This window comes from Streptococcus suis, from assembly GCF_046032115.1.
In the GTDB taxonomy this organism is placed as follows: Bacteria; Bacillota; Bacilli; order Lactobacillales; family Streptococcaceae; genus Streptococcus; species Streptococcus suis_AJ.
Genome location: NZ_JARQOZ010000003.1, coordinates 23,978 through 49,960, shown reverse-complemented (window position 1 = coordinate 49,960; position 25,983 = coordinate 23,978). Strand labels below are relative to the sequence as shown.

26 protein-coding genes are annotated in these 25,983 nt (G+C 40.9%); 24 read left to right on the top strand and 2 right to left on the bottom strand.

Going from position 1 to position 25,983, the window contains the following annotated elements; genetic code table 11:
- The first annotated feature begins 63 nt into the window (after positions 1–63).
- The 12 genes from ybeY (at position 64) to P7J36_RS01920 (ending at position 10,214) form a co-directional block, all read left to right on the top strand.
- Positions 64–561, top strand: coding sequence for an rRNA maturation RNase YbeY (gene ybeY / locus P7J36_RS01975; protein ID WP_024376829.1), 498 nt, complete (start codon positions 64–66; stop codon positions 559–561).
- Complete coding sequence (locus P7J36_RS01970; RefSeq protein ID WP_002935751.1) at positions 542–943, top strand: diacylglycerol kinase family protein; 402 nt, start codon at positions 542–544, stop codon at positions 941–943. Before ybeY ends, P7J36_RS01970 begins: the two co-directional genes overlap by 20 nt.
- Before the next feature lie 16 nt (positions 944–959).
- The gene (gene era, locus P7J36_RS01965; protein WP_024376828.1) at positions 960–1,859 is read left to right on the top strand and encodes a GTPase Era; all 900 of its coding nucleotides are present in this window, start codon (positions 960–962) and stop codon (positions 1,857–1,859) included.
- A gap of 146 nt (positions 1,860–2,005) precedes the next feature.
- Complete coding sequence (locus tag P7J36_RS01960; protein ID WP_024376827.1) at positions 2,006–2,443, top strand: GNAT family N-acetyltransferase; 438 nt, start codon at positions 2,006–2,008, stop codon at positions 2,441–2,443.
- A gap of 276 nt (positions 2,444–2,719) precedes the next feature.
- A complete protein-coding gene (mutM, locus tag P7J36_RS01955) occupies positions 2,720–3,547 on the top strand; it encodes a DNA-formamidopyrimidine glycosylase (protein ID WP_408551057.1) in 828 nt (275 codons plus the stop codon).
- A complete protein-coding gene (gene coaE / locus P7J36_RS01950; RefSeq protein WP_105151439.1) occupies positions 3,540–4,142 on the top strand; it encodes a dephospho-CoA kinase in 603 nt (200 codons plus the stop codon). The genes mutM and coaE overlap by 8 nt, the downstream gene beginning before the upstream one ends.
- Positions 4,129–5,334 (top strand): multidrug efflux MFS transporter, encoded by a 1,206-nt coding sequence (locus P7J36_RS01945; RefSeq protein WP_408551027.1) that lies wholly within the window; start codon positions 4,129–4,131, stop codon positions 5,332–5,334. The genes coaE and P7J36_RS01945 overlap by 14 nt, the downstream gene beginning before the upstream one ends.
- Complete coding sequence (rpmG, locus tag P7J36_RS01940) at positions 5,334–5,483, top strand: 50S ribosomal protein L33 (RefSeq protein WP_012775228.1); 150 nt, start codon at positions 5,334–5,336, stop codon at positions 5,481–5,483. Before P7J36_RS01945 ends, rpmG begins: the two co-directional genes overlap by 1 nt.
- 46 nt (positions 5,484–5,529) lie before the next feature.
- A complete protein-coding gene (secG, locus tag P7J36_RS01935; RefSeq protein ID WP_012027334.1) occupies positions 5,530–5,763 on the top strand; it encodes a preprotein translocase subunit SecG in 234 nt (77 codons plus the stop codon).
- A 50-nt stretch (positions 5,764–5,813) separates the two neighbouring features.
- On the top strand, positions 5,814–8,183 hold the full coding sequence (rnr, locus tag P7J36_RS01930; RefSeq protein WP_408551026.1) for a ribonuclease R: 2,370 nt from the start codon (positions 5,814–5,816) through the stop codon (positions 8,181–8,183).
- Between the two features lie 2 nt (positions 8,184–8,185).
- Positions 8,186–8,653, top strand: coding sequence for an SsrA-binding protein SmpB (gene smpB, locus P7J36_RS01925; RefSeq protein WP_002935771.1), 468 nt, complete (start codon positions 8,186–8,188; stop codon positions 8,651–8,653).
- Positions 8,654–9,044: 391 nt separating this feature from the next.
- On the top strand, positions 9,045–10,214 hold the full coding sequence (locus tag P7J36_RS01920) for a low temperature requirement protein A (protein WP_408551025.1): 1,170 nt from the start codon (positions 9,045–9,047) through the stop codon (positions 10,212–10,214).
- A gap of 263 nt (positions 10,215–10,477) precedes the next feature.
- Here P7J36_RS01920 and P7J36_RS01915 read toward each other — a convergent pair whose 3' ends face one another.
- A complete protein-coding gene (locus P7J36_RS01915) occupies positions 10,478–11,521 on the bottom strand; it encodes a zinc-binding dehydrogenase (RefSeq protein ID WP_408551056.1) in 1,044 nt (347 codons plus the stop codon).
- A gap of 154 nt (positions 11,522–11,675) precedes the next feature.
- On the opposite strand from P7J36_RS01915, the gene tehB reads away from it, so the two are divergent.
- The 3 genes from tehB to P7J36_RS01900 all read left to right on the top strand — a co-directional run bounded on the left by tehB (position 11,676) and on the right by P7J36_RS01900 (position 17,059).
- On the top strand, positions 11,676–12,536 hold the full coding sequence (gene tehB, locus P7J36_RS01910) for an SAM-dependent methyltransferase TehB (RefSeq protein WP_408551024.1): 861 nt from the start codon (positions 11,676–11,678) through the stop codon (positions 12,534–12,536).
- An 86-nt stretch (positions 12,537–12,622) separates the two neighbouring features.
- Positions 12,623–14,488, top strand: a complete 1,866-nt coding sequence (locus P7J36_RS01905) for a C69 family dipeptidase (protein ID WP_408551023.1) — start codon at positions 12,623–12,625, stop codon at positions 14,486–14,488.
- Between the two features lie 120 nt (positions 14,489–14,608).
- On the top strand, positions 14,609–17,059 hold the full coding sequence (locus P7J36_RS01900) for a heavy metal translocating P-type ATPase (RefSeq protein ID WP_408551022.1): 2,451 nt from the start codon (positions 14,609–14,611) through the stop codon (positions 17,057–17,059).
- Between the two features lie 57 nt (positions 17,060–17,116).
- Here P7J36_RS01900 and P7J36_RS01895 read toward each other — a convergent pair whose 3' ends face one another.
- Positions 17,117–17,437, bottom strand: coding sequence for a winged helix-turn-helix transcriptional regulator (locus P7J36_RS01895; RefSeq protein WP_408551021.1), 321 nt, complete (start codon positions 17,435–17,437; stop codon positions 17,117–17,119).
- A gap of 111 nt (positions 17,438–17,548) precedes the next feature.
- Between P7J36_RS01895 and P7J36_RS01890 the strand changes: the two genes are divergently transcribed.
- The 9 genes from P7J36_RS01890 (at position 17,549) to P7J36_RS01850 (ending at position 25,955) form a co-directional block, all read left to right on the top strand.
- On the top strand, positions 17,549–18,745 hold the full coding sequence (locus P7J36_RS01890; protein ID WP_408551020.1) for a dipeptidyl aminopeptidase: 1,197 nt from the start codon (positions 17,549–17,551) through the stop codon (positions 18,743–18,745).
- Positions 18,746–18,818: 73 nt separating this feature from the next.
- On the top strand, positions 18,819–19,304 hold the full coding sequence (gene tpx / locus P7J36_RS01885) for a thiol peroxidase (RefSeq protein WP_099777119.1): 486 nt from the start codon (positions 18,819–18,821) through the stop codon (positions 19,302–19,304).
- 236 nt (positions 19,305–19,540) lie between these two features.
- Positions 19,541–20,407, top strand: a complete 867-nt coding sequence (locus P7J36_RS01880) for a helix-turn-helix domain-containing protein (RefSeq protein ID WP_408551019.1) — start codon at positions 19,541–19,543, stop codon at positions 20,405–20,407.
- A gap of 235 nt (positions 20,408–20,642) precedes the next feature.
- Positions 20,643–20,771, top strand: a complete 129-nt coding sequence (locus P7J36_RS01875) for a hypothetical protein (RefSeq protein ID WP_257104730.1) — start codon at positions 20,643–20,645, stop codon at positions 20,769–20,771.
- 20 nt (positions 20,772–20,791) lie between these two features.
- Positions 20,792–21,382 (top strand): TlpA family protein disulfide reductase, encoded by a 591-nt coding sequence (locus P7J36_RS01870; RefSeq protein WP_029170865.1) that lies wholly within the window; start codon positions 20,792–20,794, stop codon positions 21,380–21,382.
- 367 nt (positions 21,383–21,749) lie between these two features.
- Positions 21,750–22,649, top strand: coding sequence for an ATP-binding cassette domain-containing protein (locus tag P7J36_RS01865; RefSeq protein WP_408551018.1), 900 nt, complete (start codon positions 21,750–21,752; stop codon positions 22,647–22,649).
- Complete coding sequence (locus P7J36_RS01860; RefSeq protein ID WP_408551017.1) at positions 22,639–23,346, top strand: hypothetical protein; 708 nt, start codon at positions 22,639–22,641, stop codon at positions 23,344–23,346. Before P7J36_RS01865 ends, P7J36_RS01860 begins: the two co-directional genes overlap by 11 nt.
- Before the next feature lie 19 nt (positions 23,347–23,365).
- The gene (locus P7J36_RS01855; protein ID WP_398582109.1) at positions 23,366–23,932 is read left to right on the top strand and encodes a hypothetical protein; all 567 of its coding nucleotides are present in this window, start codon (positions 23,366–23,368) and stop codon (positions 23,930–23,932) included.
- A 1-nt stretch (position 23,933) separates the two neighbouring features.
- Positions 23,934–25,955 carry an ATP-binding cassette domain-containing protein gene (locus P7J36_RS01850; protein ID WP_408551016.1) on the top strand — a complete coding sequence of 674 codons (2,022 nt, stop codon included), beginning with the start codon at positions 23,934–23,936 and terminating at the stop codon, positions 25,953–25,955.
- Positions 25,956–25,983: the final 28 nt, after the last annotated feature.

Sequence of the window (25,983 nt, the reverse complement as noted above, 5' to 3'; positions counted from 1 at the left end):
CACTAAAAACCCCTCATTGATAGGTTTTATGATATAATGGAAACGTAAAAGGAATGTAAGATTATGTATATCGAAATGATTGATGAAACAGGGCAGGTTTCTGCTCAAATGCAGGAGCAGATTACGGAATTGCTCCAGTTTGCTGCCGGAAAAATTGGCAAGCAGAGTAAGGAAATGGCTGTGACCTTTGTGGACAATAAGCGTGTCCATGAGGTTAACTTGGAGTACCGAGGAATTGACCGTCCGACAGATGTTGTCAGCCTAGAATATAAGCCAGAGTCGGAGATTGTTTTTGATGAGGAAGACTTACTGGACAATCCTGAATTGGCTGAAATGATGGAAGATTTCGATGCCTATATTGGTGAATTGTATATTTCTATCGATAAGGCGCGTGAGCAAGCTGAAGATTATGGTCATAGCTACGAGCGTGAAATGGGCTTTTTAGCTGTACACGGTTTTCTGCATATCAATGGCTACGATCATTATACGCCAGAAGAAGAAGCAGAAATGTTTGGTTTACAAGAAGAAATTTTGACGGCCTATGGACTTACAAGAGAATAATTCAAAAAATCGCTGGAAAAACCGAGAGCTGATTGCCAGTCTAGAATTTGCAGTGACGGGTTTATTGACGGCTTTCAAGGAAGAACGCAATATGAAGAAGCACCTTGCTTCAGCTATTCTTGTAGTGCTTGCGGGACTTATTTTCCAAGTATCTGTGACAGAATGGCTCTTCCTCTTGCTCAGTATTAGTCTGGTTATCGCTTTTGAAATTGTGAATTCGGCTATTGAGAATGTGGTGGATTTGGCGTCAGACTATCATTTTTCTATGTTGGCAAAGAATGCAAAAGATATGGCAGCAGGGGCAGTCTTATTTGTGTCAGGCTTTGCCTTGCTGACAGGATTGATTATCTTTGTGCCGAAAATTTGGGACTTTATTTTTTAGAATATAAGGAGAATACATGACATTTAAGTCAGGTTTTGTGGCGATTTTAGGTCGTCCAAACGTTGGGAAATCAACCTTTCTCAACTATGTAATGGGGCAAAAAATTGCTATCATGAGCGATAAAGCTCAAACAACCCGTAACAAGATTATGGGCATTTATACGACAGAAGAAGAGCAGATTGTCTTCATTGACACCCCGGGAATCCACAAGCCTAAGACGGCTTTGGGTGACTTTATGGTGGAATCTGCCTATAGCACCCTTCGTGAAGTGGATACGGTCCTCTTTATGGTGCCAGCCGATGAAAAGCGAGGCAAGGGTGATGACATGATTATGGAACGCCTTAAACAGGCAAAAGTTCCAGTTATCCTCGTTGTTAACAAGATTGACAAGGTTCATCCAGACCAGCTTTTGGAACAGATTGATGATTTCCGTCAACAGATGGACTTCAAGGAAATTGTGCCAATTTCTGCTACCCAAGGGAACAATGTCAACCGACTCATGGAAATTCTCAAGGAAAACCTGGACGAAGGCTTCCAATATTTCCCAGCGGACCAAATCACTGACCACCCAGAACGTTTCTTGGTATCTGAGATGATTCGGGAGAAGGTTCTACACCTGACTCGTGAGGAAATTCCGCACTCTGTGGCCGTTGTCATCGATTCCATGAAACGTGATGAGTTTACTGACAAGGTCCATATCCGAGCGACGATTATGGTAGAGCGTGATAGCCAGAAGGGCATCATCATCGGCAAGCAAGGAGCCATGCTCAAGAAAATTGGTTCCATGGCTCGTCGTGATATTGAACTCATGCTAGGAGATAAGGTCTTCCTCGAAACCTGGGTCAAAGTCAAGAAAAACTGGCGAGACAAAAAACTCGACCTCGCCGACTTTGGTTATAATGAGAAAGAGTATTAAAAACGTCCGGGGGACATTTTTAACCCGAGCTTGAAAATGGGAAAGCGAGGAAGGTTCGGGGGACTTTCTCCAACAGAATAGAATGAATTAATTTCAAGCGTGAAGCACCACTTTTGTGGTGTTTTCCGTCGTTACGGTGAGATATTATGACGATTAGAGCAGTTAATGAACAGACTCTTTCTATCTGGGCTACTTTTGCAAGTCAGGTTTGGCAGACAAAAGAGCAAGTTTTGATAGAAGAATTTTCAAATAATGAGTTTCCTTTTGAGTTTTTGTATTACTCTCAAAGTGAGGAGCCAATAGCGTGGATTAGTTTGTCGCTTCGCCACGACTATGTAGAAGGATGTCAGGCGGGTCCAGTTGCCTATTTAGAAGGGATTTTTATTAGCCCGAATTACCGTAGTCAAGGGATTGCGAAAGAACTGTTGAATTTTGCTGAGCATTGGGCTAAAAGTCAAGGGATATGCCAACTAGGATCTGATGCGGAACTGGATAATCTACTGAGCCAGAATTTTCATATCAAACATGGCTTCCGAGAAGTTAGCCGAAACGTTCACTATGTTCGAGATTTGAATAGTGAATAAAAGTATGTCTATCAAAAATTTAGTTAAGAAAGGAAAGCCGATTAGGCGTTGTCTTGAACACGCCTAGGCCTCTGTGAAAATCACAACCGTGACCTAGGTGCCTAAGCACCGTCGGTCAGGTTTCTATTTGCTTTGTAATTTTGTTAGAAAGGACGAGTGTTTGCGTACTTGAACCCGAGCTAAAAGCTCGGAAAATAGATAGAGCTCCTTATGTGCAAGTCACATAGCGTCGCTCTCCTAATTTTCAGTCGCTTTTTACGCTCTTGGTATCGTACATTGCCCGAATTGCCTGAGGTTGAGACGGTTCGTCGTGGTTTAAATCGGTTGGTTAAGGGAAAGGTTATTTCCAAGGTGGAGGTAACCTATGCTCCCATGATTAAGACAGGTGTGGATGCCTTCTGCCAAGACTTGATTGGTCAGGAGATTTTAGATGTGGACCGTCGTGGCAAGTATCTCTTGATTTACCTGACAGACCATGTCCTCATTTCTCATTTGCGGATGGAAGGTAAGTACAATTTCTTTCCTGACCAGGTGCCTGCCAACAAACATTTCCATGCCTTTTTTACTTTTTCAGATGGCTCGACCTTGGTTTATCAGGATGTCCGCAAGTTTGGCACAATGGAACTGCTGGGCAAGGCAGATGTGGGTGCCTATTTTATCAGTCGAAAAATTGGTTCTGAGCCGACGGAGGAAGATTTTGTCCTAGAAGAATTTGCACTCAAGTTAGCTAAGTCGAAAAAGCCCATTAAGTCGCATCTTTTGGACCAGTCTTTGGTGGCTGGTTTGGGAAATATTTATGTCGATGAGGTCTTATTCAAGGCACAAGTTCATCCTGCTCAAGCAAGTAATCAGCTATCGGCTGAGCAGGTGGCAGACCTCCGTCAAGCCACCATAGCAGTTCTACAACTGGGAATCGAAAAAGGTGGATCAACCATTCGGACCTACAAAAATGCCTTGGGCATGGATGGGACCATGCAGGATTATTTACAAGTTTACGGAAAGACAGGGCAGTCCTGTCCCCGTTGCCAGACAGAGATTGTCAAAATCCAGCTGGGCGGACGGGGGACACATTTCTGTCCCACGTGTCAGGTGAAATATGGCTAAAATTATCGGTTTAACAGGCGGAATAGCCTCTGGAAAATCAACAGTCACAGCTTTTCTGCGACAACAGGGCTATCCAGTCATCGATGCGGATGCGGTCGTCCATGAATTACAGGCCAAGGGCGGTAAACTCTATCAGGTCTTACTGGCTGAGTTTGGGGAAGCTATCCTGTCAGCTGATGGAAATTTAGATAGGTTCAAACTGGGTCAGGCTGTTTTTGCGGATAGCAAGTTGCGGGCTCGCCTGTCTGACCTGCAGAACCAAATTATCAGACAGGAGCTGTTAGACAGAAGGGACGCCCTCAAGCAGACGGAGCAAGTTATTTTCATGGATATTCCTCTGCTCTACGAGGCGGATTATAGTGGGGAAGTGGATGAAGTTTGGCTAGTTTATGTCGATAGAGCGCAGCAGTTGGAACGGCTTATGAAACGTAATGGTTTAGCTGTTCAAGATGCGGAAAATCGTCTGGCTGCTCAGCTTTCTTTAGAGGAAAAACGGGGCAAAGCCCAGGTGGTGATTGACAATAGCGGAGCGGTTGAGACGACCTTAGCACAGGTTGCGCAACTTTTGGAGGAATTAAAGGATGGACGACGGTAGTAGTTATTGGAAGCAGAATTTGAAGGTGGCTTGGTTGGGAAATTTCCTAACAGGGACGAGTTTTACCTTGGTTATGCCTTTTATCTCGGTTTTTGTGGAAGAGTTGGGGGTAGGTCCTGGACAGGTGGAATACTATGCAGGGCTGGCAGTGTCGGCCAATGCCTTTGCAGCAGCAGTTATGGCGCCCATCTGGGGGAGTTTGGCGGACCGTTACGGTCGCAAGCCCATGATGGTGCGGGCTGCTTTTGCGATGATTTTTACTATGGGTGGTATGGCCTTTGTACCAAATGTTTTTTGGTTGCTTGCCTTACGTGTCCTAAACGGGGTATTTACAGGGTACATTCCCAATGCGACTGCCTTGGTTGCCAGTCAGGTTCCAAAGGATAAGACGGGGTATGCTCTGGGGACCTTATCAACAGGTGCGGTAGCGGGGAATTTGATTGGTCCGACCCTGGGTGGTATCTTAGCAGAGATGTTTGGCGTACATACGGTATTTTTGCTGGTAGGACTTCTTTATGCTATCGTTGTGGTACTGACCGTTTTCTATATTCGAGAGGATTTTATTCCAGTCAAAAAAGGCGAAGAAATGTCGGTTAAAGAGGTATTTGAGCAGGTGAAAGATCGGCAGATGCTGGTTGGGCTTTTTGTGACTTCTATGATTATTATTGCAGCTGCTCAGGCCGTCGTTCCTATATTGACCCTCTATGTGCGGCATTTGGGACAGACAGATAATCTGTTATTTGTTGCTGGTTTTATCATTTCCTTGCCTGGCATGGCATCGCTAGTGACATCAGGTTATTTAGGGAAAATTGGTGACCGTATTGGCAATCATCGCCTCCTGTTAATTGCTTTGACTTACAGTCTGTTGATTAATGTTTTCTGTGTTTTTGCAGAAAATCCTTTCCAGCTTGGTTTGTTGCGATTCATGTATGGTTTTGGGACAGGAGCATTGTTGCCTTCGGTCAATTCTCTTTTGACCAAGTTGACCCCAAAAGAAGGGATTTCAAGGATATTTTCCTACAACCAACTCTTTAATAATCTAGGTTCTGTTGTTGGTCCCATGATGGGGTCTGCGGTGGCTGCTCACATGGGTTATGACTGGGTTTTCTATCTGTCGAGCGGACTTGTCCTCTTTAACCTTATCTGGTCTTTGACCAATTTTAGAAACTATTTGAAAGTAAGGGATGTTTAGTGAGAGTTAAAATCAATTTACAATGTTCAGAATGTGGTAGTAAGAACTACTTGACTAGCAAAAACGCCAAGACTCACCCAGATAAGATTGAAGTCCTTAAATACTGCCCAAAAGAGAGAAAAGTAACCCTCCACCTTGAAACTAAGTAGGTTTTATGGTATAATGTCATAAGTTATTGTAGAAAGTGAAAAAAATATGTATCAAGCATTATTAGCAATTCTGTTGATTTTATCTGTTATTTTGATTGTAGTGATTTTTATTCAACCGGCTAAAAACCAGTCTAGCAACGTCTTTGACTCTTCTAGTGGAGCCTTATTTGAACGTACAAAGGCCCGTGGTTTTGAAGCGGTGATGCAACGCATTACAGCTATTCTTATTTTTCTTTGGATGCTGGATGCGCTGGCACTTGTTATCATTTCAAGTAAGTAGATAAATCAGACTGGGACTTGTTCTTGGTCTATTTTTTTAGTAAAGGTAAGATGAAAAACGAAATTATAAACTATATTAAAGAAGTTGGTCCTGTGACCATGGACCAGCTGGCAGATCAGTTTGGAGCTAGTTCTGCTAAGAGCTTCACAGACTTGGTCAAGCTGGTTTCCAGTATGGAAGGAAGCCGTCAACTTGTCTTTGATCAAGCAGGTCGAGTTACTCTTCCTGCTCCAAAAATCTCCAAAAACAAGGTGACCTTGCAGGGTATTTTCCGTGCCCACAAGTCAGGCTTTGGTTTTGTGACCATTGACGAGGAGGAAGATGACCTCTTTGTCAGTCGTGACGATGTCAACTTCGCTATCGAGGGCGACCGAGTGGAAGTGGCTATCAAGAAAGTAGCGGACAGGCTCAAGGGGACGGCTGCGGAAGCGGAAGTCATTGATATTTTGGAACATAGCCTGAAAACAGCGGTGGGCTTAATTGTTTTTGACGAAGACAAGCCAGAATATGCAGGCTACATCAAGTCTAAAAACCAGAAAATCGCACAGAAGATTTACATCAAAAAGTCACCTCTGGTATTGACCGGAACGGAAATCCTCAAAGTCGATATTGAAGCCTATCCCAACAAGAAACGGGACCACTTTGTTGCGACTATTCGGGATGTGGTGGGCCACAAGGACGATGTGGGAATCGATGTCTTGGAAGTTTTGGCATCCATGGACATCGTGTCGGAATTTCCTGATGAAGTCTTGACGGAGGCCAATCGAGTGCCAGAAAGTCCGTCAGAACAGGACTTTGAAGGACGCTTGGACCTGCGAGATGAAATCATCTTCACCATTGACGGTGCGGATGCCAAGGACTTGGATGATGCGGTCCATATCAAGAAGCTCAAGAACGGTAATCTGGAACTGGGTGTCCATATTGCTGATGTCAGCTATTATGTGACCGAAGGCTCTGCTTTAGACCAGGAAGCTGTCAAACGCGGAACTTCTGTCTATGTGACCGACCGTGTGGTGCCGATGCTGCCAGAACGTTTGTCAAACGGCATTTGTTCCCTTAATCCAAATGTGGATCGCCTGACCCAGTCGGCTATTATGGAAATTGACCGTAAGGGCAAGGTAGTTAAGCACTGGATTGGCCAGACGGTCATCAAAACCACCTTCCGCATGACCTATTCCGATGTCAATGATATGATTGCGGGCAATCAGGAAAAGCTTGCTACATACAAGGCAATCGTGCCGAGTGTGGACCTCATGGTCAAACTCCATGAAAACCTGGAAACCATGCGCTACAAGCGTGGGGCTCTCAACTTTGATACAGCTGAAGCCAAAATCATCGTCAACAAGGACGGTCTGCCAGTCGATATTCAACTGCGTCAGCGGGGCATTGCCGAGCGGATGATTGAGTCCTTCATGCTGGCTGCCAACGAGTGCGTTGCTGAGCATTTTGCCAAGCTGGACCTGCCTTTCATCTATCGGATCCACGAGGAGCCTAAGTCAGACAAGCTGCAAAAGTTCATCGACTATGCAACCAGCTTTGGTCTGACCGTCTATGGTACGGCCAGCTCTATCAGTCAGGACGCCCTTCAGGACCTCATGGAGCGGGTTAAGGATGAACCTTATGCGGATGTCCTCAACATGATGTTGCTGCGTTCTATGCAGCAGGCACGCTACTCGGAGCACAACCACGGCCACTACGGTCTGGGTGCCGAGTTCTACACCCACTTCACCAGTCCGATTCGCCGCTATCCCGACCTGCTGGTTCACCGTATGGTGCGGGAATATGGTCATAATCCTGCGGAAAAAGCAGAGCATTTTGAGCAGGTTATTCCTGAGCTTGCCAAGTCTTCGTCCAGTTTAGAACGCCAGGCCATTGAGGCAGAGCGGGAAGTAGAAGCCATGAAGAAGGCAGAGTTCATGCAAGAATTTGTTGGGCAAGATTTTGACGGTGTCGTGTCTAGCGTGGTCAAGTTTGGGCTCTTTGTCGAGTTGCCAAATACAGTTGAAGGCCTGATCCATGTCACCAACCTTAACGAATACTACCAGTTCCACGAGCGGACTCTGACCTTGCAGGGTGAGAAATCTGGTCGGGTCTTCCGTGTCGGTCAGCCAATCCGTATCAAACTAACGCGGGCGGACAAGATGACAGGGGAAATCGATTTTGCCCACGTGCCGTCCGAGCTGGATATTGTCGAAAAAGCTTTGAAAGCCAAGCGGAGAACGGCTAGTCACTCCAACCGTGACCGTGATGATCGGTCAGGGCGAGGACGGGGCAAGCACCACAAACAAGAAGCTGCTGGTCGCGACAGCGGACGTCACAAGTCTGGGAAAGACCACAAGTCTAAGACTGGAAAGTCAGACAAGAAAAAGAAACCATTTTACAAAGAAGTGGCTAAAAAGAACAAGAAGAAAAGGAGATAGGCATGGCCAAGGGTGAGGGCAATGTGATTGCACAGAATAAAAAAGCCCGCCACGACTATACCATTGTCGATACAGTGGAGGCGGGTATGGTCCTGACGGGGACGGAGATTAAGTCTATTCGTGCGGGGCGGATCAACCTCAAGGACGGCTTTGCCCAGATCAAGCAGGGCGAGGCTTGGTTGGTCAATGTCCATATCGCTCCCTACGATGAGGGCAATATCTGGAACCAGGAGCCAACGCGGACCCGCAAGCTCCTCTTGCGGAAGAAGCAAATCGAGTCCTTGGGCAATGAGGTTAAGGGAACAGGGATGACCCTGGTGCCCCTCAAGGTCTATATCAAGGACGGCTTTGCCAAGGTCTTGATTGGGCTTGCCAAAGGGAAGCACGACTACGACAAGCGAGAGTCCATCAAACGCCGTGAGCAAGACCGTGATATTAAGCGGACCATGAAGGCTATCAATAGTCGCTAGGGCTGGGAGAAATCCTGGTCTTTTGCATTGTGGCAGTAAGAAAATCTCATATTTTGCTTCAAAAATGTTTATAGTTGATTTTCGAAATGGTGAAAGAATTAGCATTTCATATATAGGAAGAATGCGGTGTTTTTACCTAGCTCAAGTTTATGCTTTAAATCAGTAGCTATGAAGACATACAGATTCCATCTTTCAATGCTTTACAGGGTAGAGTGGAATGTGCAAAAATAGGAAAATCAATGATAGTCGCAATTTATTCTAATTTGGATTTTTAAACGAGAGCATATTAGGAAGTCTTAGACAGTGAGTCGACAGCAACCTATCTACCCACAGTTGGCAGGAATTTCTGATATAATATGTAAAGAAAATTTTAGTATAGAGAAAGGATTTTATGTCTGAAAAATCTGTTCGCGCAAAGCGTGTGTCAAATTATGAGCTCTTTTTTGACCTGGCAATGGTGTTTGCTATCGGGCAACTGACGTCTGCTATTCATTTGGAGCATGTTAGTTGGTTAGAAATCTTTTCATTTATCATTGCCAATATTACACTATGGGTTATCTGGATCAATGAAGTTTTCTATTACGAGAAATATGGAGATTCTAGGAGGATCGATTTTTTCAGTGTCATAGCTCTTATGTTCTTCCTTGGGAATCTTGCTTTTGAACTGAATATGGATTCTAGATTTTGGCTGGAAACGACGGGTGGAGCATCGTATTTTAACTGGCTTTTGATCGCATGTTATTGTGTCATTATTATCCAGTATTTTTTAAAGGGGCGCCATCTGGGCTTTAATCGAGATATGAAAGTATCCATGGGACTTTTAGGTATCTATATACTTTCGGTTCTACCATTTGCTTTGGGCTTATTTACTGGGAATATTTTGGTCGTCGGTATATACTTTTTACCACTCATTTTACCTCGAATTGCCAATTATTATTTATACAGAGGGGTAAAATCTGAAACCAACTTCCCCCATGCATTGGAGCGGTCTCAACTTGTAACGATACTAACCTTTGGAGAAGCGGTTATCGCCATCATCAGTACCTATCCTTTGTCATCAAGCCTTTACCAGGGGGCACTCCTCTTTTTTGCAATGGCAGCCCTCTTTATGTTTTATATGGCACAGACCTTTGTCGGGATCAATCATCACCAAGAAGCTAATGTAACGCCTCTCTTTTATTTCCATGTCCTGATTTTCCTTGGTGTTAATTCTTTTACAGTTGGTTTGGAGTTTCTAGCTGACCATCACCACGCCAATCTAGGACTTTGGTTCTTTATTACTGGTGTTGTACTCTTTTTTATTGGAACTTTAATGACGACAACTTACAACCAGTCCATCTATCTTCTTAAAAGGAAACACTACTTGATGTTTGGAGTAGGTATCCTTCTGTTCATCATTATCGGCTTCTTAATCGGGGCTCATATTTTGCCACTTTCTATCCATACAATTATCATGGTAACGCTTGGTAGCCGATATTACTTTATGATTCGACGACATGCCCGTGAGAGGAATAATATCCCTCATCCAGATCCAAAACTGAATCTAAGAGATTTTTCATAAAATAGGCTCTGTCAGAAATGGCAGTGTTTTTATTTAGAAACAAAAGAGCATATGGATTGAAAGTATAAATGCTAAAAAATAGACATAGGTCAACAACTCATTCCTAGCAGCTAGAAAATAGAAAGGATTCAATCAATAAGCCCCCACAAGGTTGAATATACCGAGTGAGGGCTAATTAATATTTTGTGGGGAGGGAGATTCAATCATTGGTAACTAAATCTGACATAGCAAATAATTGAATCTATTCTGTTATGCTTGAGAACTTAATCCACCGTAATCATAGCTTTAATAGTTTTACGGTTGGCCATGTCTTTGTAGGCTTGGTCGATATTGTCTAGGCTGTAAGTTTGAGTGAAAACTCGACCTGGGTTGATGTCGCCTTTGAGAACAGCATCGAGCAAAATTTCCTTATCATAGGTTGTGACAGAAGCAGAGCCTCCACCGATAATGATATTTTGAGCAAAAGTTGAGCCAAGGGCATGGTTGTTGTAATGAGGCACACCGACAAAACCGATACGACCACCATTGTGAAGAACACCGAGGGCTTGGTCAATAGAGGCTTCTGTTCCAACACATTCGAGAGCAGCATCCGCTCCACCACCTAGGATTTCACGAACTTTGGCAATGCCTTCCTCGCCCCGTTCTGCCACAACAGCAGTTGCACCTGATTCCAAAGCCATTTGCTGGCGATCTGCGTGACGGCTCATCATGATAATCTGAGAAGCTCCGCGCATTTTTGCAGCAATGACGGCACATTGGCCAACCGCTCCGTCACCGATGACGACGACCTTGTCGCCTGGTTTGACATCTGCTACGCGGGCTGCGTGGTAGCCTGTTGGCATAACATCAGCTAATGTCAAAAGGGATTTAATCATGCCTTCTGAGTAGTCACTTGGCTGACCAGGAACTTTGACCAAGGCCCAATTTCCATAGTGGAAACGAACATATTGTGATTGGTAATTGTTGCCCCAGTTGGTGTAGCCTGGATGGTTGTCACAAGTACCGTCAAAGCCAGCACGACAGGCATCACAGTGTCCGCAACCATGTGTAAATGGAACGATGACAAAGTCACCAGGAACAAGTGTTGTAATGTCTTCGCCTACCTCTTCAACGATACCGATAGCTTCATGACCAGAGTTGGTGTCACCGTGGTCATGGTGAATATCTTCACCGTAGCCCCAAAGGTCTGACCCACAGACACAGGCCCGCACGACCTTGATAATGACGTCATCCTTGGCTTGAAGGCTTGGTTTTTCGATTTCGGCAACGGTCATCTTACCGGCTTTTTCATAAATAGCTGCTTTCATATTCATCACACATTTACTTTGCAAGTAAATATCCTTTCTAATTGATATGAAATATTATACACCTTAGAGTTCACTCTAAGTCAAGTAAAAAATAGGTTTGAATTCATATTTTCTTTATGATAGACTAAGTGTATTGGAAAGAAAAGGAGAGATAATGACGGTTTTAGTTCCTTACAAACGCATGCCTATTTGGAATCAGGATACGGTTCCCCAGCATTTTTTGACCAAGCACAATACCAAGGTGGGTACTTGGGCCAAAATTAAGGTCTTGAGAGGTCAACTCAAGTTTGAGCCGATTTCAGATGATAATGAGATTTTGGGAGAATATGTTTATGGTCCGACAGACGATATTCCTTTTGTGGAGCCACAGGCTTGGCATAGGGTGACCCTGTTGACAGAGGATACGGAGTTTTTCTTGGAATTTTTCTGTCAGCCAGAGGATTATTTTACTAAAAAATATGACTATACACGGACGCATTCGGAAGTCTTGGAGGCCTTGAAAATCATCGAGCCCTGTAAGGTTTTGGATTTGGGTTGTGGACATGGCAGGAACAGCCTTTATTTGACCCAGCAGGGGTTTGAGGTGACGGCGGTTGACAAGCACGTGCCGAGTATTCAGACACTCTTGCAGGTCAAGGAAGCAGAGGATTTGGATCTACAAGCTGGGATCTATGACATCAACTCAGCCAGTCTGGAGCAGGATTACGACTGGATTATCTCGACCGTGGTCTTTATGTTTTTGGAGAGTGATCGTGTGCCAGCCATTATACGCAATATGCAGGAGCAGACACGGCCGGGTGGTTATAACTTGATTGTAGCGGCCATGGATACGGAAGATGCACCCTGTCCTATGAATTTCTCCTTTACCTTCGGAGCGGGTGAGTTGAAGGAATACTATCGTGACTGGGAATTGGTCAAGTATAATGAAGATTTTGGCCAGCTCCATAAGCGTGATGAACATGGTAATTTCCTCAAAATGCGGTTTGCGACTATGTTGGCTAGAAAAAAAGGATAATTTTTTTGAAAGTGCTTGCAAGGCAGGTGCTTTTGCGTTACAATATATGTGCAAATGGGTATTTTATTATATGAAAGGAGAAGTCTATGAAAAAGACTTTTGTTCGTATAGCCACATTTCTAATGTTGGTTTGCCTATTCCCTGCTCAACTTGTTCAGGCCTGTTCAGGCTTTATCATTGGGAAAGGGTTGACAACGGATGGTTCTATCCTTTATGGTAGAACGGAAGATTATCCCTATCCACCAGATAATGGAGCGCACAATAAAAATTATATTGTGGTTCCAGCAGCAAGCTATGCTGAGGGAGATATGTTGGTGGATGAAACATTTGGTTTTACAGCACCACACTTGGCAAATGAGTTCAAGTACACCTCTACGCCTGATGCGGCGCGTGGGGATGGTTCAAATGGTAATTATGGGGCGCATGGTTTTAATGAAAAAGGCGTATCCATGACTGCTACTGTAACAGCTATTCCAAATGCTAAAGTCTTGGCAGTTGATCCTCTAGTTGAAGCTGGAGGGCTGGGAGAACCAATTTTGATTGATTATGTTCTTCCTAGGGTCACTAGTGCGCGTGAAGGTGTTGAGCTGATTGCAAAGACAATCGATGAAAAAGGCTCAGCAGAAGGGAATATTGTTATTATTGCTGACAAAAATGAAGTTTGGTACATGGAAATTTTGTCAGGACACCAATACGTAGCCATCAAGTTCCCTGAAGACAAGTATGCAATTTTTGCAAATACTTACTATCTAGGTCATGTTGATTTTACCGATACAGAAAATGTGATTGCTTCTGCAAAGGTTGAAGAAGTAGCCAAACAAGCGGATAATTATGTGACAGTTGATGGGCAGTTCCATATCGCTAAATCATACGGCCCTGCAACTTATGCTGAAGCAGACCGTTCCCGTGTGTATGCAGGTATTAAATTGATGGATCCAGCATCGCCTGTAACTTATGAAGATGCTGTGTATGATTTGCTACGTCAGCCAACAGATCCAAGTCGTCGCTTTAGTTTACAAGATACCTTTGCCTTACAACGTAACCGTTTTGAACATCTTCCAGAATTTCGTCCAGACGATGAAGCGGGCAAGGTAAAACAAGGGGATAACGGTGCGAATGACCAAGCAACAGATGCAACGTATAAATACGCTCTTGGTAATGAAAATGTCATTGATGCTCACGTTTATCAAATAAAAGATAGTTTGCCGTCTGCCTTTGGAGGGATTGTTTGGTTGGGACTTGGTCAGACTAGAAATACACCATATGTACCATTCTATGGACTTGTAACAGATACTTATGAAGCCTTTAAAAATCGCTCAGCTTCTTATGATACCAATTCATGGTATTGGACAGTACAAAATATTGATAAGATGGCCATCTCACACCCAGAGTTATTTGGTACATCGATTCAAGAAAAATGGATTGCTCTTGAAAATGAATGGATTGCTGCACAGGCAGCTCTTGATGCTCAATATGCGGGACTTTCAGAAGATGCAGCTGTAGCTCTAGCTCCAACTGTAACTGAGGAAACCTTGGCGCGTTCAGCAGACATTTTTGCCCTATTAAAAGCTGTCGAGGCTGAAATGATGGCTAAAATTGAAGCTACAACCACTCCGTCATCCAGCAGCACCGACTCATCAAGTAGTACTGAACCATCCACTAGTACCGAACCATCGACCAGCACTGAGCCATCATCAAGTGGTACCGAAACCTCAACCAGTACTTCAAGCAGTACAAGTCAGTCTACAAGTGGTTCTGACACAGTTACGGATTCTTCTTCATCAAATGGAACAGTAGTGTCTTCTGATAAGAAAGTAACCCCTACCAATCAAAAAGGCAAATCAAGTCTTCCTAGTACAGGTGAGCAAGTCAGCATGTTGTTGGTGGCGTTAGGTGTTGCAGGAATTTTAACAGCTATTTTCCTTAATCGAAAAAAATCCGGTAAAGAATAAATGAATATGTAAAAGTAGGTTGGATTGATTTCAATCTACTTTTTTGAAACAATTTTGTTTACAAATGTAGTCAAAACGTGTATAATATGATTACAAATGTAGTCAAAAAAGGAGAATGACATGAAACATGCAACCTATCCCGTTACAGGCATGACCTGTGCCTCTTGTGCCATGACAGTTGAAAAAGCTGTCGGTAAATTAGCAGGAGTAGAAGAAGCCAGTGTCAACCTAGCAACTGAAAAATTGAGTGTTAACTACGATGAAAAGCTTTTGGGACTAGAAGATATTCGTCAGGCAGTTGAAAAGGCGGGATACCAGTTAGTTGATAACTTTGTGAACGAGTCTTATGACATTTCAGGCATGACCTGTGCTTCCTGTGCCATGACGGTTGAAAAAGCTCTGGGCAAACTAGAGGGAGTAGAAGAAGTCAGTGTCAATCTGGCAACAGAAAAGGCAACTATTCGTTATAGCCGTGATAGGCAAAATCCAGCTAGTCTTGAAAAAGCAGTTGAGCAGGCAGGCTATCAGCTAATCAGACCAGAAGATGTAGAAGAGACGGTGGACAAGGGACCAAGCAAGGAAGACAGTCTTTGGCAACGATTTGTCTGGTCAGCAGCATTTACTCTTCCACTGCTCTATATTGCTATGGGGCCAATGTTACCTTGGGGTGGGCTTCCATTACCAGCCTTGCTCCATCAACCACTAGTTTATGCGGTCAGCCAAGTCATCTTGCTCATCCCTGTCCTTTATTTGGGACGCAGTTTTTTCCAAAAAGGCTTTAAAACTCTCTTGCAAGGCCATCCCAATATGGATTCCTTGATTGCTGTTGGGACTGGGGCAGCCTTGGTTCAAGGTCTTTTGATGATTGCTTTTCTTCTGATGGGGAAAGAAGTGGCCATGCACGGTCACCATCCTGAACTGTATTTTGAATCAGCTGCCGTTATCTTGACGCTGATTACCCTTGGAAAATATTTTGAAGTGAGATCTAAAGGTCAGACTTCTGAGGCCATTAAGAAGTTGATGAATCTGGCTCCCAAGACTGCCCAGATCCTACGAAATGGGCAGGAAATGCAAGTACCGATTGAAGATGTGGTGGTAGGTGACCAGGTCATTGTTCGCCCAGGTCAGCAGATTCCTGTTGACGGTCAAGTACTAGAAGGTCAGACACGTGTCGATGAATCCATGTTGACAGGTGAGAGCCTGCCAGTGAAGAAGGCTCTAGGCGATACTGTTTTTGGCGGTACCCTTAACCAGCAAGGCGCCATTACCATGCAGGCTACCAAGGTTGGTCGTGATACGACTCTGGCTCAGATTATTCGTTTGGTAGAAGAGGCTCAAGGGTCTAAGGCACCCATCGCCAAATTGGCTGACCAAGTTTCTGCCGTCTTTGTGCCAGTTGTCATGGGCTTGGCTTTCTTGTCCGGTCTTGCTTGGTACTTCCTCGGTCAAGAATCATGGATTTTCTCTCTCAGTATCATGATTTCTGTCTTGGTTATCGCCTGCCCTTGTGCTCTGGGTTTGGCAACCCCAACAGCCATCATGGTAGGGACTGGTAAAGGGGCAGAAAATGGTCTTTTGTTCAAGTCTGGTCAAGCTATTGAAACCCTACAAGCTGTGAACACCATTGTCTTCGACAAGACAGGGACCATTACTGAAGGCAAGCCTCAGGTGACTGACATTCATCTCTTGTCTGCTAAAAATCGTGAGCAGGTTCTCCAACTGGCCGCAAGTGGCGAGCAATTTTCCGAGCATCCTCTGGCTCAGGCTCTCCTGCAAGCAGCTCAGACAGAAAAGATTGATCTCTTGTCCGCCACCGATTTTCAGGCTCTTTCAGGTCGTGGTCTTTCGGTGACAATAGCAGAGCAGACTATCTATCTGGGTAATGAACGGTTGATGCGGGAACAGGGAATTGATGTTTCCCAAGGGCGTGCAGTTGCGGAGGCATTTGCCCATCAAGCCAAGACGCCTGTTTTCCTAGCCAGCCAGCAAGAATTACTAGCAGTCATTGCCATTGCTGATAAAGTAAAAGAGACCAGCCGTCAGGCTGTCCAGGCTCTGCAAGTTATGGGATTAGAAGTGGTCATGTTGACAGGGGACAATGAAAAAACTGCCCAAGCCATTGCCAAGGAAGTCGGCATTGAGCAGGTAGTCAGTCAGGTCCTGCCAGATGACAAGGCCAACCAAGTCAAGCTCTTGCAAGAACAGGGCAAGACAGTCGCCATGGTAGGGGATGGCATTAACGATGCCCCAGCCCTCGCTCAAGCCCATGTGGGTCTGGCCATTGGTTCAGGGACAGATATTGCCATTGAGTCTGCCGATATTGTTCTCATGCATAGTGACATTTTGGATGTGGTCAAGGCTGTTAAACTCAGCCAGGCAACCATGCGGACCATCAAACAAAATCTCTTCTGGGCCTTTGCTTATAATGTGATTGGCATTCCAATCGCCATGGGTCTATTACATGTATTTGGTGGTCCTCTGCTCAGTCCTATGTTTGCAGGTGCAGCCATGGCCCTTAGCTCAGTGTCAGTCGTCTTGAACGCTCTGCGATTGAAAAGGGTGAAAATGTAGAAAAAAAGATTTAAGAGAGAAGTATCTGTTCAAATGATGCTTCCATCTTAAATCTTTTTATTTTTTAGGTTTCAGTTCTTCTTCATGGTCTTTTATCCACTGCTTGATTTGAAGGAGCAAGGGGAGAAATTCTTTACCTAGAGGGGTTAAGCGATAGAAAACCTTGTACCCTTGTGAAGCTTGTCCGATTTTTTCAACCAAGTTTATCTCGATGAGAGCCTTGAGATTTTGGTTGAGCACTTTTCGAGATACCTGCCCAATTTCTCTCTCCAAAAGGGCAAAATGTTTGTCTCCTTCTGCCAATGCTAGGATGATGGCGACGGCCCATTTTCCAAGTAATGGAAGGGCGAGCTCGCGTAATGGATGCTGTTCTGTCATAGGAACCTCAAAGTAACTTCTATTTTTCTTCTTGTAACTATTATATACTAAAATTGTATTTTTACAGAAAATAGTGTGGAATTTACAAATGGCCAATAAAGGAGTTAACCGATGAAACATCATTTCTTTTCATTTTTCCCGTTTGAATTTGAAGCGACAAGGGTGCTCTGGTATGCACCCTATGGAGGAGCCGACTATGCAGAAGTTGCACGAATTTGTGAAAAAATCAAAGCAGGAAAGGCAGAATCTTGGTATAAAGAATGGTCAGATTTTGGACATCATTTGATAGAGGAGGTAAGCCAGTATCGGTCAGATATTTCTAAAGGTAGGGCTTATTTGAGGGCTAGCCGGTATTTCCAAGCGGCAGAATTTTTCTTACATCCGACTGATAAACGGAAACTGGAAGCTTATGAAAAATCCGTTGCCTATTTTTATCGAGGCTTGGATTTGTTGTCTATTCCCTACGAACAATACCCTGTCCAATATCAAGGCAAAACCCTGCGGACCCTCCTGTTTAAACCTCAAAATGGTAGCCCTAAGGGGACCTTCTTTGTCTGCGGAGGTTTCGATGCCCTACTGGAGGAATTATATTTTACATCCGTTGTTCCTGCGTTGGAGCAAGGTTATCAAGTCATACTCTTTGAAGGACCGGGTCAGTCCCATCTTATTCGCTATGAAAATTGTCCCTTCACTGCCGATTGGGCAAGTGTCTGCCAAGCAGTGGTGGACGATTATGGTAAAAGAGGTCAAGTATGTTTGCCAACTATTGGTTTGGGAATTTCTTTAGGAGGACTTTTGATGGCGCGTGCAGTATCTGCTAGACCGAAACTATTTGATAAGGTCGTTCTGTTTAATTATTTTCCAAGTCTGGTTGAATCGTTTAAGATTTCAATTCCGAAGTTTTTACATCCTTATGTAGAGAAGGGCTTTCCGGACTTGTTGGAAAAGGTAATAGAGAAATACATTTCAAAGCAATTCTTCCTAAACTGGCAAATTGAACATGCTAAATGGGTCTTCGGCGCGGATAACTTGAATGACTTGCTTAGGAAGGCGAATGAATTTACAGAAGTGACGTTTACAACAGACGGGCTCATCTTTTTGTCGGAAGGTGACAATTACTATGATTATCATATGGGGCTAGATTTTTTTAATCAACTACCGAGTAACAACAAGCACCTGGTCGTCTTTCATCGCGATAGTATCTCCTCATGGCATTGTCAGAACGGTGCATCCTATGCGACGAATGACCACATGTTTGATTGGTTAATAAGAAGACGCTTGGAAGATGAAAAGAGCCTGAAAATATAAATACCAGCCAAAAAACTGGTATTTTTGCTTATAAACGCTTACAATAGATATATTAAGTGCAAGGGAGATGTTTATGACAACTTTTATTGGAAAACCAGTGACCTTGGTAGGTCCGCAATTAAGAGTGGGAGATACTGCCCCTGATTTTGTCCTCATGGCAAATGACTTGAGCCTGAAAAGTCTGAAAGACTTTGGCAAGCAGACTAAGGTCATCAGTGTGGTGCCTTCTATTGACACAGGGATTTGCGATACTCAGACCCGTCGCTTCAATCAGGAACTGGCTGACCGTGACAATACGGTTGTCGTGACGATTTCAGCAGACCTGCCTTTTGCCCAAAAACGCTGGTGCGGGGCTGCAGGTTTGGAGGATGCCATCACCCTGTCTGACTACTATGATCATGCCTTTGGTAAATCCTACGGTGTACTTATGCGAGAGTGGAATTTGCTGGCGCGTGCGGTCTTTGTCCTTAATGCCGACAATGAAATCACCTATGTAGAATACTTGGACAATGTCAACGAACATCCAGATTATGATGCAGCTTTGGAGGCTGTTAAATAAAAGAATATTACGGTGTCTGAACAGGCATCGTTTTTTAACGCTTAAATTATCCTGCTAGAAATTTATTGTGAAGATAGGTTGTGATAAGAGGGGATGTTCATGATTTAGTATGAAACGAAGAGATAACATACATATTCTGATATAGATTTTATAAATAATATGCAAATGGATATTTTTATTGTCTTTAAAATTCATAAGTGTTAGAATAGTTATATAATACGAGTGAGGTAACAACGATGAGTATACAATTAGGCTCTAGGTTAAAACAAAAAAGAAAAGAGATGAAATTATCTCAAAAAGAATTGGCAGAAGGTATTTGTAAACAAGGTCAAATTAGTAGAATTGAGAGTGGTGCTTATACTCCAGGCTCTGAATTGCTTTTTGAATTATCAAAAAAACTAAATGTTTCGATGAATTACTTTTTTGAAGACACTGTTTCTGAGCAGAAAGAGGAGTTAGCAGAATTCAAAACTGTTGTACGAAATTTCTTAGTCCATAGAGACTACCAAGGACTACGATATGTTTATGAATTGGAGTCTAATAATAAACATCGTTTATCGGTAGCAAATCAATTATACTTAGAGTGGATAGGTGGATTAGTCGATTTTTATTTTTATGATAAAAAGAAGGAAGCTATATCTAAAATGGAATATCTACTTAAACAATTGGAGAGTTCTTATTTATTTTTTTTACAAGTATCAAATACACTCCTAAATTTTTATTTTGATGTTAATGATGAAGAATTATTTGATGTACAATTTGAAAGACTGGCAGAAAAAACGGATAATTTCCAACCTATCACGATTGAAGAATTGGAATTAAAAATTAAACTTCAATATAACATTTCACGTTACCTATGGCTAAAGAAGGATTACATCCAAGCTATAGCTAGCATCACAAAGGCCATCGAATTTTGTAGGTCACACAGAAGCTATTATTCTTTACCCGATTTATTTTGTTTACTAGGTAATGTCCATGAAGAACTTGGAAATACAGAGAGTGCGAAACAACACTTTCGTCAGGCATATTTTTTATATAAATTGGATGCTAACCGTCAAATGGAATTGAATCTGGAGCGATATATAGAAGAAGACAAAATCTAGGAATCCCAATGACCTAAAGATTGACAAGAGTTGATAGTAGATAAGTATATATTTAAACGCAGGGAATTAGCCAATTTGCTAACATGATTTCTGCGTTTTTAATTTGCAAAATTCTTTTAATTATATCACCGGAAATACATATTAGAATATAATTTTTAAAAATACGAATTTTTTATTTTTTATATTGACAAGATAAAAGAGTTATGATAAACTACAAATGAAAGGGGTTACAAAAATGAAAAAGAAAGATTATATTAAAATTGTTCAACTTTTAATTTTGCTTTTAACCTTATTGATTTTTATTAATAATAAAGTGATTTTGAACGGAATTGATCCAGGTGCCTTAAATATTTACTTTAAATAGGGTTAGGATGGTGAGGTAGTATGAAGCAAAGGTGTTATTTTATTTGGTTAATGGGAATAGTTGCCCTTTTTATAATAGGCCTTTGTGTGAAAATGTATGAGGATAAAGGTAAGACTGCTTCTCAAGTACAAGTAGCTGCTATTCGGGAAGTTGAGAAAGAATTTGTGCAATATAAGGAAATTTGGGAAGGAACTACATTCCCAACACTTTCGGTAATAGATAAAGAGGAGCAGACGATTGTATTTACATCAGAATTAAAGAAACCCAAATTATATGTTATGTGGGCTAGTTGGTGTTCAGATTGTCAAAGAGAGCTACCAGTAATTGAAAAAATCTATCTTACTTATAAGGACGATATTGACTTTGTTTTAATTGACTTAGTTGGTTTTCGTGATGAAACAGTTGAAAAAGCTCTAAACTATTATAATGATAATAAGTTTACTTTTCCTATTTATTTTGATGTGGATCAAACTGTGGTTAATAGTTTAGAATTAAAAGCTATACCAACGCTTTATTTTGTAAATTCTAACAATCAAATTGAAAAAATATTCATTGAAACGGTTGATGAGGATTCTTTGAATAGAGAAATTTCTAAATTGGCTAATAGATAGTTTTCAATTTTAAAAAGTGACAGCATATCAATAAAGAGGAGACAATATCATGAAAAAACTTACTAAATTACAAAAAATGTTTGTAGTAGCTGGTCGTTTTTGCATTATCGGATTTCCAGGTGGTGGCGGGTTCCTTTGTTGGGATTGATAAAAATTAGTTCATAAAACAAGAGGTGTGCCATGAGAAAATTGAAAATGAGAGAAAAAACAAAAATAACAGCTGGTCAAATTTGTCTATACTATTGGTATGGAATCGGTTTCCTTTGCTGGGATTAGTTTACATGGTTCCGTTCACCAAATAATTTAATAACTTGACTGGTCGATAGTTTGTCACTTTTCTATCGACTTTTCTTTTTAGGAGGTTGCTATGGCAAATACATTATTAAATGTTACAGCAGTATCCAAAACTTACGGAAAGCAAAAAGTTCTAGATAATATTAGTTTTGATATTAACTGTGGAGAAATTTGTGGTCTAGTGGGAGAAAATGGTGCTGGCAAAACTACCTTAATCCGAATTCTTGCAGGATTGATTTCGAGTAATTCTGGTGAAATAAGCGGTTTAGAGAGTCAAGCTGTTTCCTGTATTGTAGAGTCACCTGCTCTGTATCCCCATTTATCTGCAGGCGACAATCTTCGTGTTCAAATGATAGGTTTAGGAATTGGGGCGGATATAGATAAAGTCAAAAATCTATTACGTATGGTTGGACTTGAGGGTGTAGATTCTAAGAAAAAAGTGAAAGATTTTTCTCTTGGAATGAAGCAACGTTTGGCAATAGCCTTGGCTATCTGTGATTGGCCCAAACTACTTATATTAGATGAGCCAATAAATGGTCTGGACCCTGTAGGAATTAAGGAAATTCGTGAGATTCTTCTGCTTTTGAAAAATGAGTATCGTATGACCATTCTAGTTTCAAGTCATATCTTGTCTGAATTAGACTTAGTCGTTGATAAGTATATCATCATGAGCAAAGGAAAAGTGTTACAAATAATCCAAAAAGATGCCTTGCAAAACCTACTCCAAACCAAACGGATTGTTAGAGTGGATAAGGAGCATGAAGCGCTTGAAGTGTTACTTTTCGAGGGAATTGAGGCGGTAGTGACCGATGAAGGAATAGAGCTTTCAGAGATTGGGAAATCAACCAGCTGGATTATTGATTGCTTACGGAAAAAAGGTATTCAAATCGAGGAAATCATTAAATTTCAACCGAGTTTTGAATCCTATTATCTATCTTTGATCACAAGAGAGGAGGTTCCTCATGTTCCATAAAGTGAAATCAGACTTTTATAGGGTATGGAAAGAAAGGAGTTTATTTTTTCCAGTCTCTCTGGTGATTCTTTTAGGAGTACTCTTCGCTTATCTGATGAGAGAAACTGATGGACAAGGAGGTATTACGATTATTTTATCTTCAGTGGCAGGGTTTATTCCTCTATTCTTCTCAAGTGCTTGTAATCTAGTCTGGGGAGAAGAATTTGCCAATCGCACCATTAACCATGCAATCATAAAAAGCTCCTCTCGTTTTTCAGTTTACCTTTATAAATTGTTTGAAACCTTGTCCCTGTGTTTTGCATATACACTTTTACTGTTTGTTACAGTAATTGTATGTAGAATTTTTTTGAATGGACAAGTAGATGTGGGTGAATCATTTGACCTACTCATTAAACAGTTGCCATTTCATCTCTGTTTTTCGCTACTGTGTCTGTTTATTTTTCAGTATGTAGATAAGATTTATCAAGCCTACCTTATTTATACCATGATTGTCTTGATGTTTGATAATTTAGTTTCGTATGTTACAACAAGTCTCTTGGCAAATGATGTCTTTTCTCATTTCTTTCTATTTAATCAGGTAAAGTTAATCACAAATCAAACAGAATTTTTTACTCCGTCTAGTCTCATTGCATTGATATTTAGTGTTGTCTATTTATTGAGTTCGTACTTACTTTTTTCTAGTAGGGAGTTTAAATAGTTTAAGGAGGGCACTTGTAATGAAAAAAATAATCCCATTTTTCATTTTAATCATTACTTTTTTAGGAGTTGCGATTTACCTAAGTTTAGAGAGTGACAAAACAGATGTAGAAATTGCTAAGTCTTGGACTGTAACGAGCAAAGAAATTAATACGATTGAAATCTATGGTAGCGAACAACCTTTTGAACTTGAAATTGTGGAGACTGACAATGAAGTGACGATGATTAGTTTGACAGGGAAAATTTCTGAAACAGCAATGTCAACACTTGAGAAGGCAGATATAGGTACAAATGATGCTTATATACCATTGGGTAAAAAGGGTTTTAAGTTAGTCACCGTCGCAAGTGGGAAGAGTAGTTTAAAAGCAAAAATTGAATTGGCAAAAGGTGCTACATTTAAAGAAGTTTATGTTGATACATGGAATGGTACTGTAGATATTACTCTGCCTCGAAGTTACGATGGAGGATATGATGTCAATTTGAATAGTGGGGCAAAGTTACTAGAAGTTCCTGAAGAAGGAGCTAATAAGGCAAGTATTCTCAAAATAGATGCCTATGCCGATGTTAGCATCAGAAAGGGTGATTAAGATGATTACTCATCATAAACAGGTTTCTATGTTGGATTGTGGCTTGGCTTGTATCAAGACGGTCTTGTCTTATTATGATATATTTCCAGAGAATATTGACACAATTTTTGATGTAAAAAATGATCAAGGTATGTCCTTATTAGATATTGAAGAGACTTTGAGTCAATTCCATATAGAATCTGATTCATTTCAAGTGGAGCAAGTGGAAAAATTAAAACAACTAGAATTCCCTGCTATTGCAGTTGTAAATAGAAGCGGGTTATCGCACTATATTGTTTTACTGGGCTATAATGAAGGTTCTTTCACCATATCTGACCCCGAGCAAGTATCTTTTAGTCATATAAGTTTTAATGACTTATTATCGCAATTTTCAGGAATTGTTCTAATACCAACTGGAAATAAAAAGACATTGCCAAAGTTCGAAAGTATCATCAAAAATGGAGATAAGGTAGATTTATATCGTAAGTTTATTGGAACTATACCTAGAGCACAAAAAATCACTTTGTGGTGCTATGGTATTCTAAAGCTTGTCTTACCAATTATGATGTCATTGGTGCTTCAATTTATAGTTGGTAATATTTTTACGATACCTATTAGTAATCAAATTTTCATTGTTGTAATTGTTTTATGCAGTTTATTAATTTTCAAATTGATTTCCAGCTTAGAGATAAAATTAAAAACTGAAATTGAAAACAAGCTCATGAGAGAGGTCTTATATGACTACTATGTTGATAAAATAGAGAAATTTGACACGACTAAAAATTATGATTATGTTATGGGATATTTTTGGAATTTATTATCTTCTATTTCAGGTATTTTTCAAAAATTCTATCTGAATATTTATATTTCAATACTATTGTTTTCCCTCGGAATATTAGGGTGTCTTGATTTTAAAATTTTTTTGGTGACACTTGTATCGCTTGCTTTTCTTTTTATCTATAACAGGTATCGGTTGATAGAAGTTGAAAATAATCAACGTAACATGGTTACTAAAAGTTCAAATTTCACCTATTTGGTAGAAAGTTCTTTAGATGGTATTTATGATATTTTAACCTTTGATAAAGCTGATGATTTTAAGGAGGAATTTGAACGTAGAATTGATGAGTTATTGCAAGTAAAATTAGATTCAGCTGTGTTAAACACAGAAATTACTATATCTGTCCAACTATTTACAGTTTCTACAACTAGTTTTCTATTATTGTCTTCACATTTATATTTTACAAGCTCATCCATACTAGTTTTTTCCAATATTGTATTATTGTTATTGTTACTATCAACTATTTTACAACCTCTTCTAACTAATTTGGTCTCTTACTACAAGTCAAAATATTCACTAGATTTTATTACTTTTGAAAACGCAATGATTGAGAAAGAAGTGGAAAATAAAAGAATTGGTATTGACACAATTGAAACAATTGAATTAAAACAATTGTCTATCAAATTTGATGAAAAAGTTATTTTTCAAAACTTATCCTTTACAATGGAAAAAGGAAATATTTATTTGATAGAAGGAGATAATGGGGCGGGTAAATCGACATTAATAAAAGTGTTGCAAGGTATTCTAAGTCCTACATCAGGTGAATTATGTTTAAATGAGAAAACGTTTGGGACTTTAAAACATACAGATATAACACAATATGTTAGTAGTTACTCAAACGAATATAGATTGTTTGCTGGAACAGTGATGCATAATATGTACTTTGATTTATTTACAAATTCTCATATAAATAAATTTGATTTCAATAGATTTTTAGGATTACACCATAATTATCAAGTAAATTCTCAAGGGAAAAATTTATCTTTGGGTCAGCAACAACGATTATTGATACTGAGAGCCTTGGTCCAAAAAAATAAGCAGGTTTTTGTATTTGATGAGCCAACTAGTAATTTAGATGAGCAATCTAGAAAAGAATTCATACAGATGTTATTAGAATTAAAAGAATCAGGAAAAATAATTTGTATCGTTTCACATGACAAAAATTTACAGTCTATTGCAACAGATACTATATGTCTAAGTAGGTAGTATTTGATTGCATTTGTTCAAATTCATC

Coding starts and splice junctions, on each gene's coding strand:
- P7J36_RS01960 (WP_024376827.1), top strand. CDS start 2,006: ATGACGATTAGAGCAGTTAATGAACAGACTCTTTCTATCTGGGCTACT.
- P7J36_RS01860 (WP_408551017.1), top strand. CDS start 22,639: ATGTTCCATAAAGTGAAATCAGACTTTTATAGGGTATGGAAAGAAAGG.
- rnr (WP_408551026.1), top strand. CDS start 5,814: ATGAAAAACGAAATTATAAACTATATTAAAGAAGTTGGTCCTGTGACC.
- tehB (WP_408551024.1), top strand. CDS start 11,676: ATGACGGTTTTAGTTCCTTACAAACGCATGCCTATTTGGAATCAGGAT.
- P7J36_RS01865 (WP_408551018.1), top strand. CDS start 21,750: ATGGCAAATACATTATTAAATGTTACAGCAGTATCCAAAACTTACGGA.
- P7J36_RS01850 (WP_408551016.1), top strand. CDS start 23,934: ATGATTACTCATCATAAACAGGTTTCTATGTTGGATTGTGGCTTGGCT.
- P7J36_RS01915 (WP_408551056.1), bottom strand. CDS start 11,521: ATGAAAGCAGCTATTTATGAAAAAGCCGGTAAGATGACCGTTGCCGAA.
- P7J36_RS01895 (WP_408551021.1), bottom strand. CDS start 17,437: ATGACAGAACAGCATCCATTACGCGAGCTCGCCCTTCCATTACTTGGA.
- secG (WP_012027334.1), top strand. CDS start 5,530: ATGTATCAAGCATTATTAGCAATTCTGTTGATTTTATCTGTTATTTTG.
- P7J36_RS01875 (WP_257104730.1), top strand. CDS start 20,643: ATGAAAAAGAAAGATTATATTAAAATTGTTCAACTTTTAATTTTGCTT.
- ybeY (WP_024376829.1), top strand. CDS start 64: ATGTATATCGAAATGATTGATGAAACAGGGCAGGTTTCTGCTCAAATG.
- P7J36_RS01890 (WP_408551020.1), top strand. CDS start 17,549: ATGAAACATCATTTCTTTTCATTTTTCCCGTTTGAATTTGAAGCGACA.
- P7J36_RS01855 (WP_398582109.1), top strand. CDS start 23,366: ATGAAAAAAATAATCCCATTTTTCATTTTAATCATTACTTTTTTAGGA.
- era (WP_024376828.1), top strand. CDS start 960: ATGACATTTAAGTCAGGTTTTGTGGCGATTTTAGGTCGTCCAAACGTT.
- P7J36_RS01920 (WP_408551025.1), top strand. CDS start 9,045: ATGTCTGAAAAATCTGTTCGCGCAAAGCGTGTGTCAAATTATGAGCTC.
- P7J36_RS01970 (WP_002935751.1), top strand. CDS start 542: ATGGACTTACAAGAGAATAATTCAAAAAATCGCTGGAAAAACCGAGAG.
- coaE (WP_105151439.1), top strand. CDS start 3,540: ATGGCTAAAATTATCGGTTTAACAGGCGGAATAGCCTCTGGAAAATCA.
- P7J36_RS01945 (WP_408551027.1), top strand. CDS start 4,129: ATGGACGACGGTAGTAGTTATTGGAAGCAGAATTTGAAGGTGGCTTGG.
- P7J36_RS01880 (WP_408551019.1), top strand. CDS start 19,541: ATGAGTATACAATTAGGCTCTAGGTTAAAACAAAAAAGAAAAGAGATG.
- smpB (WP_002935771.1), top strand. CDS start 8,186: ATGGCCAAGGGTGAGGGCAATGTGATTGCACAGAATAAAAAAGCCCGC.
- P7J36_RS01900 (WP_408551022.1), top strand. CDS start 14,609: ATGAAACATGCAACCTATCCCGTTACAGGCATGACCTGTGCCTCTTGT.
- tpx (WP_099777119.1), top strand. CDS start 18,819: ATGACAACTTTTATTGGAAAACCAGTGACCTTGGTAGGTCCGCAATTA.
- P7J36_RS01870 (WP_029170865.1), top strand. CDS start 20,792: ATGAAGCAAAGGTGTTATTTTATTTGGTTAATGGGAATAGTTGCCCTT.
- P7J36_RS01905 (WP_408551023.1), top strand. CDS start 12,623: ATGAAAAAGACTTTTGTTCGTATAGCCACATTTCTAATGTTGGTTTGC.